Origin of the sequence: Bacteroides sp. MSSM.1001136sp1_RTP21357st2_D2_RTP21359_211015 (genome assembly GCF_040913205.1) — a bacterium.
Classification (GTDB): Bacteria; Bacteroidota; Bacteroidia; order Bacteroidales; family Bacteroidaceae; genus Bacteroides; species Bacteroides ovatus.
The window spans coordinates 1-14,620 of the sequence record NZ_JBDFVF010000053.1 but is presented as its reverse complement, the minus strand read 5'-3'; the positions used below and the strand labels follow the sequence as shown (position 1 = coordinate 14,620).

The window sequence follows — 14,620 nt, the reverse complement described above, 5'->3', positions numbered from 1 at the left end:
AATTCTCTTTTTGCTGTTCATTTGCTTTATTTCAGGACTTCGCCCTTCTCGTTGAAGAACACTTCGCTGTCCGTGCCTTCTGCATCGGTAAATGTCACCTTGTAGGTCTTTGTGCCTTCCTCGCTTTCCTCAACTGCGGCTTCCTTGATTGTCAGGTCTGCGAAATCCTTCTTGATCGTGTCCTGAACCGCCTGCGGCAGATCCTTTACCTCGATTGGCTTATAATCGTTCACCATTACCACAATCTCAACATCCGATACCATGTTGCCGGCGAATGCCACTGAACTACCCAATCCCATAACAAGTGCTACTGCAAATAATACCTTTTTCATAATCCAATCTATTTAAATATTTAACATATGGTTTCTGAAAGACAAAGAACAAACATTGTGCCAAACAAATAAGCAAGTCATATATACCTGATAATCAAAAGCATACAAAAAACACATATATTTATTGAAGAACTGTTATCTGTGTATCATTTCCACAAAATGTGGAAATGATACACAGACTTTCTATAATTGCCTCCGGCGGGGTTTTCGCCGGGGGGCTTCTTGCATTTGCATATCTATCAAAAAGAAAGCAATATCGGAGCGTTACACCATAAAAACAGCCTGCTGGCAATGACAAAATGATATTGCGTGCCTGGCTGATCGGTGCGGTTCTCCCACCATGCAGACAAATCCCGGTAACAGAATGACAAAGCGGACACCCAAAATTGCGTTAGGGATTGCAGAGTAAAGCCCACAGCCTTTAGGCGAGGACTTGGAGCGTAAAGCCCGACCGTCCCACGGGAACGCCCAAAAGAAAAAGAATCCCCCGAACATTCATCCGGGGGACATTCAGGCCGTCACGTCAATTATAATACAGATTAAGATCATCCGTACTTATCTCCTTCCCGTCCCGGAAAACAAGGCTCTTTTTCTCGATCTCCTTTCCGTTTTTGTAAACGGTCACTACCCACTGCATCGGCTCGTTCACAACGCCGTCCTCTCCGTCCACGACACCACCGGAAACGGCAAACTCGATCGCCTTTCCCGTCGTGGTTAACGTCACCTTTTCGACGGCCAGTTCTTCATCGCTTAGAATCACCGGGCTTGCGAGGCTTTCCCCCGTCGCCCCGTCTTTCAACTGCGTACCGTTGGCGACTACCACGACCGACTTAATGAAGCTGCGGAAATCTCCCGACTGCTCGATCGTTACCTCATACATCGCCCCTTTTCCTCCCGGTTCGTCGTCGTCCTTGCTGCAACCGACGAAACACAATGCCATGCACACGCATACGGCTGACAAATACAAATACTTTCTCATACCTTCAATTATTTAAGTTTATAAATAGATCACGCACCCCAGGCCGACATGGTTGTTATTCCGGAGAATGGAGTTAAACAACATTTCAAACCTGTATTCGGCAAAAAGAGCCACTTTCGGGCTTAGCAACATTTCCGGCCTTATCCCGACCTCGTACCCATACACGAAAGCCTTGCTTTTCTCCAGGTACACAAGATCGCTTTTCGCCTTGGCTTTCTGGTAGCCGATCGTCCCGGCTGCGATCCCCAGGAGCGAGAATTTCCGTCCTTTCAGGGCGTAATAGGCCAGCTCCGGGCCGACCGTCACGGTGTTTGCCTTTACCAGATCCCGGTTTAGATTCCGGTAATTAAGGTTTGCCCCCACCTTGAAAGCCTTGTACACCTTTCCAAAACCGAACGTCCCCTGCACCTGACTTTCATCCACGATATAGCCCAGCTTCACGTTCATATACTGGCTTCCGATATATTGTGCCCTGCACACGGCCACCAGGCACAAAAAGAGCGATAATACGGCAATTTTTCTCATAACCTCATTGATTTACTTGTATCGTTACATTCTCTTTCACTGGCAGACCGTAACGGCTTGAAACGGTAAACTCGATCACCGCCTGCCCGGTCGCATCCGGCCGGAACGTCACCAGGTTGTTTTTTTCCAGTGCCACGCCCTCGCCCCTTGTCGCATCATACCCGGAAATATACACCCGGCCGCTTCCCTTTACGAACCTGGCCGACGCTTTCACCCCGTAAAGTTCCGTATCAAGCTGCAAATAAAATTCCGCTTCCTCCGATACCAGCATAAGATCCGGCACGTTCTGGAAACGTATGTTTATCTCCGGGCTGGAAACTTTCAGTTTGATGCTGTCGGATCGTGTCACAAGTTCGCTGGCTACCCCCATGACGATATACGCCTCTCCCTCGGTTGCCGGGATAAAATCGAAATCCAGCCGATTGTTTGCCTTGAAATCATATTCAAACGTTTCTCCGGGGCTGTATTCGTTGTTATCCACCAGGATAACGCCGTCCCCGTCCCTGACCTCAAAGCGTGTCAATATCTGATCCCCGTTGTCCGGATCGAGATCCGAGATCGTAAGGGTGCAATTAATGGGCTTCCCCACTACGGCCGTATTGCCGTCTATACTTTTCAGCGTCACGGAAAAATCCCGGCTGACAAGTTTCAGTTCGTCGTCGCAAGACGACAAAAAGACCAAAGCGCACAAGGCGGTAACTAATTTTCTCATACGATTTATTTTATTTGTTCACGATAATACGGTCAAACAGAGCGTTCAGATCCACCCCTTTGCTCCTTAGAAAAGCGATGTATTTCACCACCACGGGGGCGGTTTCCGACTGCTCGATGTTGCAAAGCTGCTGGCGGCTGATCCCCATTTCCTCGGCAACGCTTTTCGCCGTCAGGCTTAGCCTGATCCTTTCTACTTTCAATTCATTACTTAGTTCCATAAATGAAATTTAAAGGGTTTATTCTCTTTTGGTTTTTTATCACCTCATAATGCAAATGATTCCCGGTACTTATCCCGGTGCTTCCCACGAACCCGATCACGTCCCCCTTTTCCACCTTCGCACCTTTCCGGGTGTAAATGAGTGTCAGATGTGCGTATCTGGTCTGAAATCCGAAACGGTGCGTAACGACTACCGTTTTCCCATATCCGGGCGTTTCACCTGCGAACGTCACCGTCCCACTGGCTGCGGCGTGTACGGTAGCCGCATACACCGCCGCCATATCCAGGCCTGCGTGAAACTGCCTTTCACCGCTTATCGGATGCGTCCGGTAGCCGTAACGGTCGGAGATCCGGTATTTCTCTTTCAGGGGTGCGACAGAGGGGACGAAACGGTAAATATCCCCGTCCTTTTGGACGATCCCCCACACCGGGGCGATGTCCCCGTAATCCCCTGCGGTCTGCAACACCTCCACGATCAGCGAACGTTTGTCCTGCGCCCCCACCCGGCCGACAGGGATCAGCGCAAGGATCGCAAGGCTAAATATCCTCCACATTCACGATGTCGCTGTTCTCCAGGTCAAAAAGAACGTGACGGCCTCCGTTCTTCTCGTTGATCTCGATACGGAAAACTTTCTCGTCCGGAATGGTGAACTTATCGAAAGCGATCACGTATTTCATCCGGCCGTTCCCCTCTATCCTGGGCGAATAATTCTCCGAGAACAAAGCCTGCTGATCCACTTCCTGGGATGCGGTCAGCTTGGCCGTTTTCTTGTCGATGATGTAATACCGGATATAATCTATATCATAAGGCAGTTTGCTTTTGTTCTCGATCTCAAAGGTAAACAGGAGCAAGTTATCATATATATGCAGGTTGTTCACGGAGAAAACGATCTTGTTGCGAACGATCCCCTTGTTGAATATCCCCCTTTTTGCGTTATATACCCGGCTCATGACCTGATCCCTTTCCCCGGCCGGGATAATGTTGTCGGTCAGGATCACGTTCGCCTTTTTCTCCGGCCGTTTCTCCCCTATCTCATAGACGAACGCCTCCGGCTGCTGCCGATAATCCACGTTGAACGTGTAGAACTTCCCCCCTTCGGTCGCCAGCGACACGTTTGTCTGCCTGGGAAATTCCTCCACCTTTCCCGTGGCTGCGATCATTCGCACGATATTCTCGGTATTCTCGGCCTTGCTTACCTGTATGCAGGTATCGCCGTAATCTATATAAATCACCTTTTCCGGTGCGATCAGGTGCGTTTGCGACACCTCATTCAGATAGATAGTGTCCGGCCGTATGCTCGACATATCGGGCAGGAAATAGTTCGTATGCTCCAGGCTGTCGGCATAGGTCACGTTAAACGAATAGAAAAAACCTCCCTCGGTCGCCACGCTGACGGTCGTCTGCTTGCTGAAACTTTTCCGGTTGGCCTTTATGCGCAAGATATTAGGCACGCTCTCCGGGTTATCGACGGCCACGAAGTCCGTAACGGCCTGGTTATACTTCACGGCCGAGGGGAATACAAGATGTATCGTCTTGGAATAATTCACTGCGATAGGCAGGCTTTCCACCGGGCGGATCTGCGCCCCGGCCGAGGAAACGGCCAACGCCAAGATAAAAGAACAAATAGCTTTCATTTCAGATATAGTTTATAGTTCGACTTCACGGTGACAACGACCTGGTTGTTCTTCTTCCGGAACACGCTCTTTGCCGCATTGCTCACCGCATTAACCCCCGTACTTAGAACGTCCGTCCCGTAAGAGGTAACGTTCATATCGCTAACCACCTCGTCGGCCGCCTCCTTTGTCGCTTCCGCCTTGATGTTCAAGGGCACATATATACCGGGCAGTCCGTCCCTGTCGTACACGGTCTTTTGCATCTCATAGATGCTGTTCCCGATCCGGACGGATTCAACCGTTATATTGATCCTGTCCTGTGCGAGCTTCACCACCCCGAAAACGGCCGTCCCCTTGTTAATCACCATGCCGCCGGGCAGTTGCATTTCTTGGAGCGTGACAAGTTTTATCACGCTCCCGTTCGTGATCTTCTGATCGCCCGACACAATGGCCTCTATCGTGTTTCCCTTGTTCTCCGGTTCTTCCCCCGAAAAGAAACGTCCTACTGTCCTTTCAGGCTCTTCCTTCTTCGGCGTTTCCTTTTTCGGCCGGGCTTTCGCCGTTCTCCGTTTCATGGCTGCGGCCGCTTTCAGACTGTCGGCTCTCTGGTTCTGCCTTAACTGTTCCTGCAAGGCTATCACTTCCGGATCTTCCCGGTACATAGCTCCCGAACGTTCCCGGTACACTTCATCGGTAAAATTCTCGTACTCCGGCCGTCCGTCCGTATTCATCATATCGTCCAGGGTAAAATCGCTTTGCTGCTGTGCCCTAAGCGAAGTGTTCACGCTCCCGTCCTCTTCCCGGTTGTCCCCTTTCCCGGTCAGTGCCAGCGTAACGGCCAGCACCACCAGCACGAAGATCCCCAGGGATGCGAACAGGATTATTTTTGTTTTCGTGGCCTTATCCATAGTGTTACTTTTTTTCAGGTTCTTGTTCTATCCGGACAATCTGCTGTATAAACTGGTTAAAGAAAAATCCCGTCACGTTCTCCGGAAATTGCGGCGTGGTTCTCACGATCTCCCCTTTCGTCCTGATAAGAAACCTTAGCTTCTGCCCCGAAACGCCGTAAATCGTCAGGGTGGAAGTGAAAGCCACCTTGTACGGCTCATTGTCCCCGGCGATCGTCTGGATGCTGTCTATCTCGCATTTATAGACCGCCCCGTTCTGCACCGCATCAAAATAGGCCTTATCATTATAATACTTTGAGAACACGGCATTCAGATCGTTCTTATTGACATAAAAAGCGGCGTGCGCCTGATTTTTTTTCAGGTTCAGGCGATCGAAGCTGTTAGCGTACCCGGTCGCCTCGGCGCACGTCTTTTTCACCAGGGCAAGAAACAGAGCCTCGCTATCCTCGGCGTGCGTTTTCAGGTACTCGCCGGATCGCTCCACCACGACCACCTTATCCAGTGCCGTAAAATTCACCACCAGTCCCCAGGCCAGCACCAGGACAACCACCACCAGGGCAAAGCCCAGGCACAATTTTAAGTTTACCGCTCCTTTGCGCTTGGCCTCGGCCAGTGTATCAAAATCTTTCAGTATATCGTCTTTATTCATAAGATCAGGATTTAAAACAGTTCACGACAAAATTTCACGCTTTTGGCAAACAGGAAAAGTTTGAACACGAAAGCGAAAAGAAGTCCCAGCATGGTATATTTGTTCTGTCCGCACATGTGCATGATATTCTCCGCAATGATAGACCCCAGGGCGTTGGCTATCAGGAACGCCGGGATCGTCATGTAACAGACAAACAGGTTTTTCAGGTATGCGTGCGTATAATGCCTCGTTTTCTCGTCCATGTAGAGTATTACGGCTATCGGCGTGACGATCTCCAGGAGTATAAGATACAGATACCGGGCTGACGCAAAGAAGAAAAATATATATTTCGTTGCGTACAGGAGTATCGTATAAGCCGCAATATTGAACGGCAGCATGATAACCTCCTGAATCTGCTGCCCTACCCAGTTATGCCGCCTTTGCACGTCCTCGATATAGTCCTTTGTAAAGGTTACGATCGCCTCGTCAATGCTTAGATCCACGTCCTCCTGATAATGGCTTATCAATTCGTTCTGAAGATTTCCAAGTGCCGTTTCCACGATCGTAAAGGCGAACGGTGCGACCATGATAATGGCGAACACATAAATATAGATATAGAACAGTTTGAAGAACTGTTTCATATCGACGGGCTTGTCCCCCTCGCTAAAGGCCTCTTTCCAGGCCGTCACGAACTTTTGTATCACGATGATAACGGCGATAAAGGAACAAAGGGCGATGATCCCCTGGCTGACGCCGTTCATCTTGACGGCCTCGTATGCGCTAATCACATTGTCGATCACTTCCATAGGCTCACTTCTTGGCTGTTGATTTCAGGGCTGCGATCCGTTTTATAGCGTCATTGACCGTATTAAACCTCGCTCTCTCGTCGAGCATCTTGTCCCGGTTCTCTTTCAGCTTGTTATCCAGATCCACGATAATTTTTATCCTCTCCCCGTCGGTCATGCTCACCGAGGGCGATATGATCGTCCGGATCAGGTCAAAGGAAAGCACGCTTTCCTCCATGATCTTGTTCAGCACGTTCGTATATTCCCCGTATGCCTCCTGTCCGGTAAACACGTCCGACCGGGTGCACTCTTTCGCCGCCAGTTCCAACATTTCCCCCTGCATGGAAAGCACCTGCAACACCATTTTAGAGTTTTTGATAACCCCGTTCACCTGCCGGTACAGATCCAGGCTCTTAGTCAGTATGTCCCTGGATTCCCCCAGCACTTGAAACTGTTCGTATGCCTGTTTAAGTTCTTTCGCCCAGGTTATCTGCGATAGCTGCGTCAAGGCCGGATCGGACACCACCCACTGGCCGAACGCCGTACAGTAAAAGCACATCATCACAAGCAAACTACATAGACATTTCCGTTTCATAACTTTTCTGTTTTAATTGTTTATACTTCTCTATGGCCGTTTCCATGCTTCCGGCCTCCTTGTAAATCTCCTGCAATTTGTTCCATTTCTCGCCGTCGGTCTGGAATGCAAGCAATTTTTCCGGTGAAAGCTCCAGGCGTACCACCGTTGCATAACTATCCATAAACCGGATGAATATCTCCGAATACGGCCGTACCCCTGAAAAGTCGTTACGGATCGACTTCATCAGGTTTACGTGGCTCCGGTTCTTGATATGGAACGCCTCTACCGTCTGGTCGTAAACGATCTCGTTGGCCGGAAGCACGTATAAGAGTTGCGTATTGGCGATAATGCCTTTCGTGTACTCGTTATCGGGAAGCTGCGCCAATGACTGGACGATCGTACCCACCGCCCCGTTTTCCTTGCGGAGTTTCTGGTAACAGAACGCCACCGTCGAATGTATGTCCGCACCTGAAAAGGTGTCCTTTATAGACTGGCTTTCTGCGTACTCGTCAAAGATCAGCATCCCCCTGACGGAACGATCCGAAAGGATCTTGTTCTCTATCGTATCGAAAAGGATTGTCATAATGACGGAAATCAGGAACGGATCTTTCTTTATCTTCGTCAGCTCAAAGACGATAAAATCCCGGTTCTGCATATCGTTCTCCAGTGGGGACGGCTTGCACACGTTCTCATAAAATCCCCCCGGCATAAATTCCGAACACACGTGCAGGAAGCTGTCTATATCGAAGTATTCCGGCAGGATATTCAAACGCTCATACAGTTTTTTCCCCTCTCTTTGGACGTACCTGTAAAAGTCCGGGAAACAATGGCCGTCGGGAATATCCTCGTAATAACGGCAAATGATCTTTGTCAGCGAAACAACTTGTTTCGTGTCCTCCATGATCGCCTTAGACCGCCAGAATTTAAGCACCAGGTTTACAAGCGTCTTTATCTTCTCGTTGTCCGGCTGCTTCCCGGCCGTATAGAACGGATTGATCCCCAACGGGCTGCTGCCGTCATAATCAATATGCAGCGACCTGTCCGGGTACAACTGCGAAAGCTGGTAAAAGCTCTTTCCGAACTCGACGACGATCTGTTTATAATTCTGCTCGATGTTCTGCTGGATGATGTTCAACGACGTAACCGACTTTCCCCCACCCGTCGATGCGACGATAATCATGTTACGTGCCGGAATGCGTTTCTTATCTGCGTCCCAAACGTCCTTTCGAATCGGTGTTTGATACAGCCGTTCGTTAAACAAGATCCCCTCCTTGTCGCTGCGGAACGTAGAGTAATTGATCCCCATGCAGAGCGACGAATGCAGATCCGAAAGAAACAGGTAGTCCGGATTCAGGTTGTTTTCCCGGCCGATGATCGAGCCTATAAAGATATTATAAAGCCCCTCGTAACTTGGAATGTAATATTTAAACCCGGCGTTCGTGAAAATCATTTTTACCTGTTCCGTCTGTCGGTTCAGGATCGTTTCGTCATCCTCCAACAGCAACACGTTCAGGTGCGTTTTGCAAAGCACGTTTTCCTCGTTGATGATCTCCTGCTCATACGAGGCCAGGCCGTCATAACGGCTTTTTATGGCCTTGTCAAACTCCCGGTAACGGCCGAACAGCTTCACCCTCTCGGCCAGTTCCTCCCGGTAGCTTCCCCCGGCGAATTTCCATATCTGGTTTACCACATGGGAACAGGGCACATGAACGCCGATCCTTTCCAGCATCGACATATAAAGCTGGCTGTTTGCCTCCTGCAAAGTGCTGTCCGTAACATATACTTTCATCCTGTCGGGCAGATACCTTTCATCACAAACGGCAAAGAATATCCCTTTCTTCTGCCCGATCCTTATCATATCGGAACACTGTATATCCCTTAGTCCCTCGTCGTCATGGAAACCGTTCACGTACCGGAAAAGGTGCTGTTTCACCTCGGCCACGTTCAACGGCCGGATCTGCGTGCCACGGATATTCCGGATAATGGAAACTGCACTCTCCACCGATTCCAGAAACTCGGCCAGCCTGTCCCGGTCTGCCTTCGCCAGTTTCTCGCTATACGCCAACGGGTTGGCCTGGTACGCTTTTTCAAGGCTTTGCAGTCCCGAAAGCGTAAAGGACAATATGCAGAAGTGATGCAGGTATTCCCGTCCGTCGAAATACTTCCTTTCGGCCGTCTGTATATAGCCCTCCCCCTCGATCACATATTCCGGCTTGAATTTCCTGCGTAAAAACACGTCCTGCTTATGTATAAACCCGGTTCGGACATACTGGAAAGCCCGGAATAACTCGTTATGCCTTTCCTCCAGATCCGAGCGATCCAGCGAATAGGCCTCCGGCAATTCCAACAGGTAGGAAACGGATATTTCGCCGGATTTGGTAAGTATGGAAGATCCTACCGTATCCAAGATACAGTACGCTTGCGCTGCCGATATTTTCATAAAAAGAGTGTTTACAGGCTGTTTAACAGATCCTTATTCGATATGACAAATACCTGTCTTTTGAACTTGCCGAACTTGCGCTGCATGGAAAGGTTGATAAAGACGATCCGCAAGACCACAGAGGCGAACGCCCCGGCCACCAGCGAAACGATAAAGGCCAAAAAAGATCCCTCCCCACTCATGGCACTTGTCAGGAAGCCCACGACAAAAAGAACAATCACAGCCAGGATAATACAATAGATGCAAAAAAACTTCGTTCTCATTCCATGCACTTTCAGGGGTGTTTCCAGCCCCTTTCTAACCTGGAAGTCCATTAGAGGGACATTTTAAGTTTGCTATTGATAAGTGCGATAACGGCTGCAATGATCGCAAGCCCGATGATGATGTAACCAACTACCCAGAGTAAGTTTACAATACCCTCTTTTCTTGTTCCCTGTCCGTCCCGGTCTATAATCTTATCATAATTCATCACCACACCGATCCCCACTCCCACGATCAGGAGCATGGCGATCACCGGAACGGCATAATCACTAAGGAATGTGTTTACTTCATTTCTGATACCTCCAGTAGCCTGGAGCAAGATAAACAAAGGCGTTTTCATAAGGAGTTTATTTTTAAGTATTTAAGTAAATAAATTCTTATCCGGCCAATCCAAAAACAACCTTTGCTATTGCACTGGAGTTTCAAACTGGAGTGTATTTATACAATTATATTGTACAAAATCCATTCCAATTTGACATAATACACTACTGTTTTAATAAATACACTAATTATCAAACTTTTATAATTTTACCCCTTTTTTATATTCCACAAAAAAGTGTGGAGTTGTCCCACACTTTGTAGAATGTCGCCACACTTCCCTTGTTATTCAATGCCTTGTATATCCCTTATGATCTGCTGGTAATTTTCCTCTATATCCGAGGCCAGTACGGGATGCACGATCGGAAGCGGATCTTCCTTGTCCTCGTACATTTCAAACCTCAAATGAAAGTTCCTCATGTTGGAATGTGCCGCACTCCCCACGAACTCGCCCGATTTCAGGCTGGTAAAGAAATTCGTGTCGTATATTTCCTCTTTCTGCGTGGAAACTGTACGGCTGCGGTTCTCCCCTCCCCGGCTGCTTCCGGTGGTCTTTGAAACCCTCTGCCTCTCCTCTTTTCCAAAAACAAGCGGGTAGCTTTTCAAGGCCTCTATGTCCTTTGTCCGGCCAAAGAACTGGTTCCCGAAATTGGATTCTATCGAACTGCGGTCATATTTCCCGTATATCTTCTCGATCTTCGCCGCCGACTGCGTGAGGAAAACGAAACTGCAAAGGTATTCCCTTAGAACGGACGGCAGTTTCTCGAAATCGGCGATCCGGAACGTGGTCGCTTCATCCAGAAAGTAGAAGAACGGCACTTTGTTCGCCAGCGTGAAACGCCGGGACGAAATGGAAAGCATGAGCGATATAACCGGGGAAATCAGGTTTTCGATCTGATAGGCGTTCGATACGACAACCAATTTCGGACATTCCGGATCTATCAGGTTAAAGTCGAAATCATTTCCGGAAAGGACATAACACACCTTTTTTTCGTTGGCGAGCGTGCTTAGACTGTTGGTAAGGCTGCTTAGATAGCTGCTTTGCGTCTTGGGACTGTCCTTTGCGTCCAGGAATGCCCCGGCCAGTACCCGGCTCTGGTGCTTGCCCTCCAGGAACGACGTTATCCGGACAGTTCCGGCCGAACAAATGAAATTAACGATATGGGGTATCGTGCAAAACTGCGGATAATCGTTATAAAACCGGATCGAAACGCCCCTTAATATCCCCAACGCCCCGTTAAACCACTCGTCCCGTTTGCCGTCCTTTCCCTGGTAGGCGGTCAGCATATCATCCATTAGCTGCAAGAACAAGGTTTCATTCTTCACCACGGAAGGACGTATCGGATTTGTCCGGTGCGTCCGTTCCATATCCGTGAAACTGATCTGGAAGCACCCATAAGGGTAATTATGTTTTTTTACCAGGTGTACGGCTGTCCTTGCCAGATCGAAATCCTTGTAATTATAGACAAATCCGGCAAACCCGGCCTGTATATACTGGCTTAACAAGGGCTTTCCTATGCTTTTGGTCTTTCCGGAGTTCGCCCCACCATAGACCAGGAAATTATCGAACGGATCGGCAAAGGTTATTTTCCTCCCTCCCCCGGCCGACAGTTCAAAACGGTATTTCTGTCCTTTTTGCTGCTGTTTCCCGGAATTTGGAAGCAACAGCACAACAACGATGATCCCCACCAGGCAGGCGATCCCTATAATAATATACATCATCATATCATAACTCTTTAAACGGGTTTAGAAAACTGCCGATCTGTTTTATCAGCATCATTTTTATATTAGCCGGGTTCTGTATAAGGCTGACGGCCTTTTTCACGTTGCCTACAAGCATCCTTTCCGTCCGGAAGCTATCCCCCAGGATCTCGTTTATCAGCTTTTGTTTGGCCTTACCACCGATAAACCCGACCGTCTTGTCTGCGCTTCGGTGCGTTCCCCTTTCCCTTTCCCGGCCTCCGGTATCTTTGGCGTACCCGGTAAAGGCAAGCAAATCCCGGCGTTCCATAAAGAAAGAACTTTCCCCCTTGATGTAGGTATAGTTTCCGGCCTCGTCCCTTTCGATCGTATATCCCCTCTCCCTCATGGCCTTGTTTATCTGCCTTACCGTCCGGTATTCGGGATTTGCCAGGCACTCCCTAAGATCCTCGTTCCTGACTGCGTACCCATGCTTGTATCGGTCTATCAGATTGATCTCATTCTCGTATGCGTATTTCCGGATCGCCGAAATCGGCACATAGGTTTTCGTTTCCCTATCAAACAGTACATCATAAGACACCTCTTTAAGCTCTTTCCTGTATTTCACCGGATCGGGTTCAGGCATGGGCGTTTCCGCTTCGTTTTCCGTTTCTTCCGGATGTGCCTCGCTCCCCGGCGTTTCCTGCTGTGGCTGCTGCGCTTCCTCCTTTGTTTCCGGCTTTCCGGTCACGCTTTTATCCTCTTCCGGCTCGATCGGCACTTTCTGGTATGTCAGGAAAGAAATATTCTTGGCTTCCAGGCCGTTTTCCCGGTAGGCCACGCCCTCCTGCTTGTACTTGTACAGGTTAAACCGTTCGATAATGCCCTCCATGTGGCGGCTCTCCAGTTTCGGATCGGCGAATTTTTTCAGATCCTTGTGCCGTATGCTCACCCGTTCACCCTCCCGTGAAAAGGAATGTACCCCTTTCCGTACCTTATGCGTGTAGCCTTGTTCTTTCATGGCTACGACAATCTGGTTAGCGGACGTAAAACGGTAGTTCTCCAACAGGTTTTTAAGCTCCGGGTTCTTGATCTTCTTCAAGACGGCTTCGGCCGTCGGTTCGCTTTTCACCAGGTTTATTTGATGCTCGTATGCGAACTGCCGGACGGTGGCGAACGATACCGTCGTATGGTTTTGTTCATCATAAACCACTTTATAAGCGACCTCTTTCAAGGCCTTTTCCCCCTTCTGTGCTTCATCTTTTACATATGTCGAGAAACTTATATCCTTTACCTGCAAACCGTTCTCCCTGTACCCGGCCGGGTTCGCCTCGTACTTTGTCAAGTCGAAACGTTCCGTTATGCTTTTTAGCTGCTCGTCAGACAGAGGTTGTTCGAACGCTTTCAAGAGCCTGTGTTCAACCTGGAACACTTCACCCTCCCGTGAAAAGGAATGCACCCCCTTCCTTACCTGGTGCGTGTAACCTTGTTCCCTCATGGCTGCGACGATCTGGTTTGCCGCCGTAAACTGCTCGTCCTGCAATATCCTTTTAAGCTCCGGGTTCGTGATCTTCCCGATCTCGGCCGATACCTGCGGACGTACATAAGTTTCCCCCTCTTTGGCCTGGTAATCGAATTTCCGGTTAAAACATTCCTGTACCCTGACTTTCCAGCCCTCATGTGAAAAACCCCGTTTCACCGTCCCCCTGCCCTCCAGTTCCCAGGTGTTCCCGGCCGATTTAGCCCCCGGAGAAAGTTTCACTTTCCCGTCCAGGCTCTTGCGTGAAACGATTACGTGAACGTGTAAGTTCAGACCGGGTTTAGGCTCTCCGATCCTGGCGATCCCCTGTTTCACCTCTTCATCTTCCGGATGATAGGATCGTTCCGTTTCCACACGTGCGTAATACATGAGATCCTGGCCTCCCCTAATATTGTCCCGTCCGAAGTTCAAGGCGTATTCATCCATAGCCGAACGGGTGAACGCCTCCAGCTTTTGGAAAACCTCTTTTTTCTCCTGTGGTGTAAGTTCCTTAAAATCGTCCACTTTCCGGCCGATAAGGTGCATTTGTTCCGACTGCGACGGATTGAGCGAAAGCATGAAGAATTTAGCGTCGTTAGCCCCTAACGCCTTTTTGTTCCCGTCTATATCCATAATTACCCGTTCGGGTGAAATATCCTGCTCCGTATGGGAGAAAAAACGCTGTCCCTCCCCCGTTTCCTTTTCCAGATAACGCACCAGGTCGTGACAGCTTCCCGTATTTCCGCTTTTCACGTCCTCGGCCGGGTGTACTTTGGCAAACATAGGCTTATCTCTTTAGTTCGTCCTTTAACCTTTTCACCCACATATCCAGCGTATTACGGTCTATCTCATAAACCGTATCGTTGAATGTCGGTATCTTCTTCACCTCGTCGATACGCTCCACGATCTCCAGGATCTTGTGCGTATTGCATCCGACGGCCGGAGTTCCTTTCTCCTGCCGGGCTATTTCGAGATCCGTTTGCAGTTTCCCGGCCTTCTCCCGGTTTTCCCTGGCTTCCTGTTCCAGTTGCTTGGAACGCTCCAAAAGTTCCTGTACCTGTGAGATGTGCATATATTCGTCCGGATTGTCCCCCGGCGTTTTCACTTCCCCGACAAGCGACAA

General features: G+C 49.2%; 16 protein-coding genes and 1 pseudogene. All 17 read right to left on the bottom strand.

From position 1 onward, the window contains the following. Positions 1-26 precede the first annotated feature (26 nt). On the bottom strand, positions 27-332 hold the full coding sequence (locus AB5217_RS23510) for a hypothetical protein (RefSeq protein ID WP_005783170.1): 306 nt from the start codon (positions 330-332) through the stop codon (positions 27-29). 523 nt (positions 333-855) lie between these two features. Next, complete coding sequence (locus tag AB5217_RS23505) at positions 856-1,311, bottom strand: DUF4425 family protein (protein WP_149935873.1); 456 nt, start codon at positions 1,309-1,311, stop codon at positions 856-858. 18 nt (positions 1,312-1,329) lie between these two features. Beyond that, positions 1,330-1,836, bottom strand: coding sequence for a conjugal transfer protein TraO (locus AB5217_RS23500; protein ID WP_005842170.1), 507 nt, complete (start codon positions 1,834-1,836; stop codon positions 1,330-1,332). Between the two features lie 4 nt (positions 1,837-1,840). After that, positions 1,841-2,509, bottom strand: a complete 669-nt coding sequence (locus tag AB5217_RS23495; RefSeq protein ID WP_224207074.1) for a hypothetical protein — start codon at positions 2,507-2,509, stop codon at positions 1,841-1,843. Between the two features lie 49 nt (positions 2,510-2,558). Further along, positions 2,559-2,768, bottom strand: a complete 210-nt coding sequence (locus tag AB5217_RS23490; protein ID WP_005842174.1) for a helix-turn-helix transcriptional regulator — start codon at positions 2,766-2,768, stop codon at positions 2,559-2,561. Continuing rightward, on the bottom strand, positions 2,755-3,321 hold the full coding sequence (locus tag AB5217_RS23485; RefSeq protein ID WP_007659497.1) for a M23 family metallopeptidase: 567 nt from the start codon (positions 3,319-3,321) through the stop codon (positions 2,755-2,757). The genes AB5217_RS23490 and AB5217_RS23485 overlap by 14 nt, the downstream gene beginning before the upstream one ends. Continuing rightward, complete coding sequence (gene traN, locus AB5217_RS23480) at positions 3,305-4,402, bottom strand: conjugative transposon protein TraN (protein ID WP_005842179.1); 1,098 nt, start codon at positions 4,400-4,402, stop codon at positions 3,305-3,307. Before traN ends, AB5217_RS23485 begins: the two co-directional genes overlap by 17 nt. Beyond that, the gene (traM, locus tag AB5217_RS23475; protein ID WP_225011980.1) at positions 4,399-5,166 is read right to left on the bottom strand and encodes a conjugative transposon protein TraM; all 768 of its coding nucleotides are present in this window, start codon (positions 5,164-5,166) and stop codon (positions 4,399-4,401) included. The genes traN and traM overlap by 4 nt, the downstream gene beginning before the upstream one ends. Before the next feature lie 127 nt (positions 5,167-5,293). Continuing rightward, positions 5,294-5,938 carry a hypothetical protein gene (locus AB5217_RS23470; RefSeq protein WP_005842183.1) on the bottom strand — a complete coding sequence of 215 codons (645 nt, stop codon included), beginning with the start codon at positions 5,936-5,938 and terminating at the stop codon, positions 5,294-5,296. Positions 5,939-5,949: 11 nt separating this feature from the next. Continuing rightward, entirely contained in the window at positions 5,950-6,723 is a 774-nt protein-coding gene (locus tag AB5217_RS23465) for a hypothetical protein (protein ID WP_005842185.1), read from the bottom strand. Positions 6,724-6,727: 4 nt separating this feature from the next. Beyond that, positions 6,728-7,210 carry a conjugal transfer protein TraI gene (locus AB5217_RS23460; RefSeq protein WP_225011981.1) on the bottom strand — a complete coding sequence of 161 codons (483 nt, stop codon included), beginning with the start codon at positions 7,208-7,210 and terminating at the stop codon, positions 6,728-6,730. Between the two features lie 64 nt (positions 7,211-7,274). After that, the gene (locus AB5217_RS23455; protein ID WP_005842190.1) at positions 7,275-9,719 is read right to left on the bottom strand and encodes a VirB4 family type IV secretion system protein; all 2,445 of its coding nucleotides are present in this window, start codon (positions 9,717-9,719) and stop codon (positions 7,275-7,277) included. Positions 9,720-9,730: 11 nt separating this feature from the next. Next, the gene (locus AB5217_RS23450; protein WP_005842192.1) at positions 9,731-10,033 is read right to left on the bottom strand and encodes a hypothetical protein; all 303 of its coding nucleotides are present in this window, start codon (positions 10,031-10,033) and stop codon (positions 9,731-9,733) included. Further along, positions 10,033-10,320: a hypothetical protein gene (locus tag AB5217_RS23445; RefSeq protein WP_005842194.1), complete on the bottom strand. Its 288-nt coding sequence runs from the start codon at positions 10,318-10,320 to the stop codon at positions 10,033-10,035. Before AB5217_RS23445 ends, AB5217_RS23450 begins: the two co-directional genes overlap by 1 nt. Positions 10,321-10,583: 263 nt before the next feature. Further along, entirely contained in the window at positions 10,584-12,023 is a 1,440-nt protein-coding gene (locus AB5217_RS23440; RefSeq protein ID WP_005842196.1) for a type IV secretory system conjugative DNA transfer family protein, read from the bottom strand. A 1-nt stretch (position 12,024) separates the two neighbouring features. Continuing rightward, positions 12,025-14,280 (bottom strand): DUF5712 family protein, encoded by a 2,256-nt coding sequence (locus AB5217_RS23435; RefSeq protein ID WP_005842198.1) that lies wholly within the window; start codon positions 14,278-14,280, stop codon positions 12,025-12,027. 4 nt (positions 14,281-14,284) lie between these two features. Continuing rightward, positions 14,285-14,620, bottom strand: a pseudogene (locus tag AB5217_RS23430) (mobilization protein); the annotation flags it as partial.

Excerpts from the sequence above, each read along its gene's own strand:
- AB5217_RS23510 (WP_005783170.1), bottom strand. The coding sequence starts at position 332 with ATGAAAAAGGTATTATTTGCAGTAGCACTTGTTATGGGATTGGGTAGT.
- AB5217_RS23505 (WP_149935873.1), bottom strand. The coding sequence starts at position 1,311 with ATGAGAAAGTATTTGTATTTGTCAGCCGTATGCGTGTGCATGGCATTG.
- AB5217_RS23500 (WP_005842170.1), bottom strand. The coding sequence starts at position 1,836 with ATGAGAAAAATTGCCGTATTATCGCTCTTTTTGTGCCTGGTGGCCGTG.
- AB5217_RS23490 (WP_005842174.1), bottom strand. The coding sequence starts at position 2,768 with ATGGAACTAAGTAATGAATTGAAAGTAGAAAGGATCAGGCTAAGCCTG.
- AB5217_RS23485 (WP_007659497.1), bottom strand. The coding sequence starts at position 3,321 with ATGTGGAGGATATTTAGCCTTGCGATCCTTGCGCTGATCCCTGTCGGC.
- traN (WP_005842179.1), bottom strand. The coding sequence starts at position 4,402 with ATGAAAGCTATTTGTTCTTTTATCTTGGCGTTGGCCGTTTCCTCGGCC.
- AB5217_RS23470 (WP_005842183.1), bottom strand. The coding sequence starts at position 5,938 with ATGAATAAAGACGATATACTGAAAGATTTTGATACACTGGCCGAGGCC.
- AB5217_RS23465 (WP_005842185.1), bottom strand. The coding sequence starts at position 6,723 with ATGGAAGTGATCGACAATGTGATTAGCGCATACGAGGCCGTCAAGATG.
- AB5217_RS23455 (WP_005842190.1), bottom strand. The coding sequence starts at position 9,719 with ATGAAAATATCGGCAGCGCAAGCGTACTGTATCTTGGATACGGTAGGA.
- AB5217_RS23450 (WP_005842192.1), bottom strand. The coding sequence starts at position 10,033 with ATGGACTTCCAGGTTAGAAAGGGGCTGGAAACACCCCTGAAAGTGCAT.
- AB5217_RS23445 (WP_005842194.1), bottom strand. The coding sequence starts at position 10,320 with ATGAAAACGCCTTTGTTTATCTTGCTCCAGGCTACTGGAGGTATCAGA.
- AB5217_RS23440 (WP_005842196.1), bottom strand. The coding sequence starts at position 12,023 with ATGATGATGTATATTATTATAGGGATCGCCTGCCTGGTGGGGATCATC.
- AB5217_RS23435 (WP_005842198.1), bottom strand. The coding sequence starts at position 14,280 with ATGTTTGCCAAAGTACACCCGGCCGAGGACGTGAAAAGCGGAAATACG.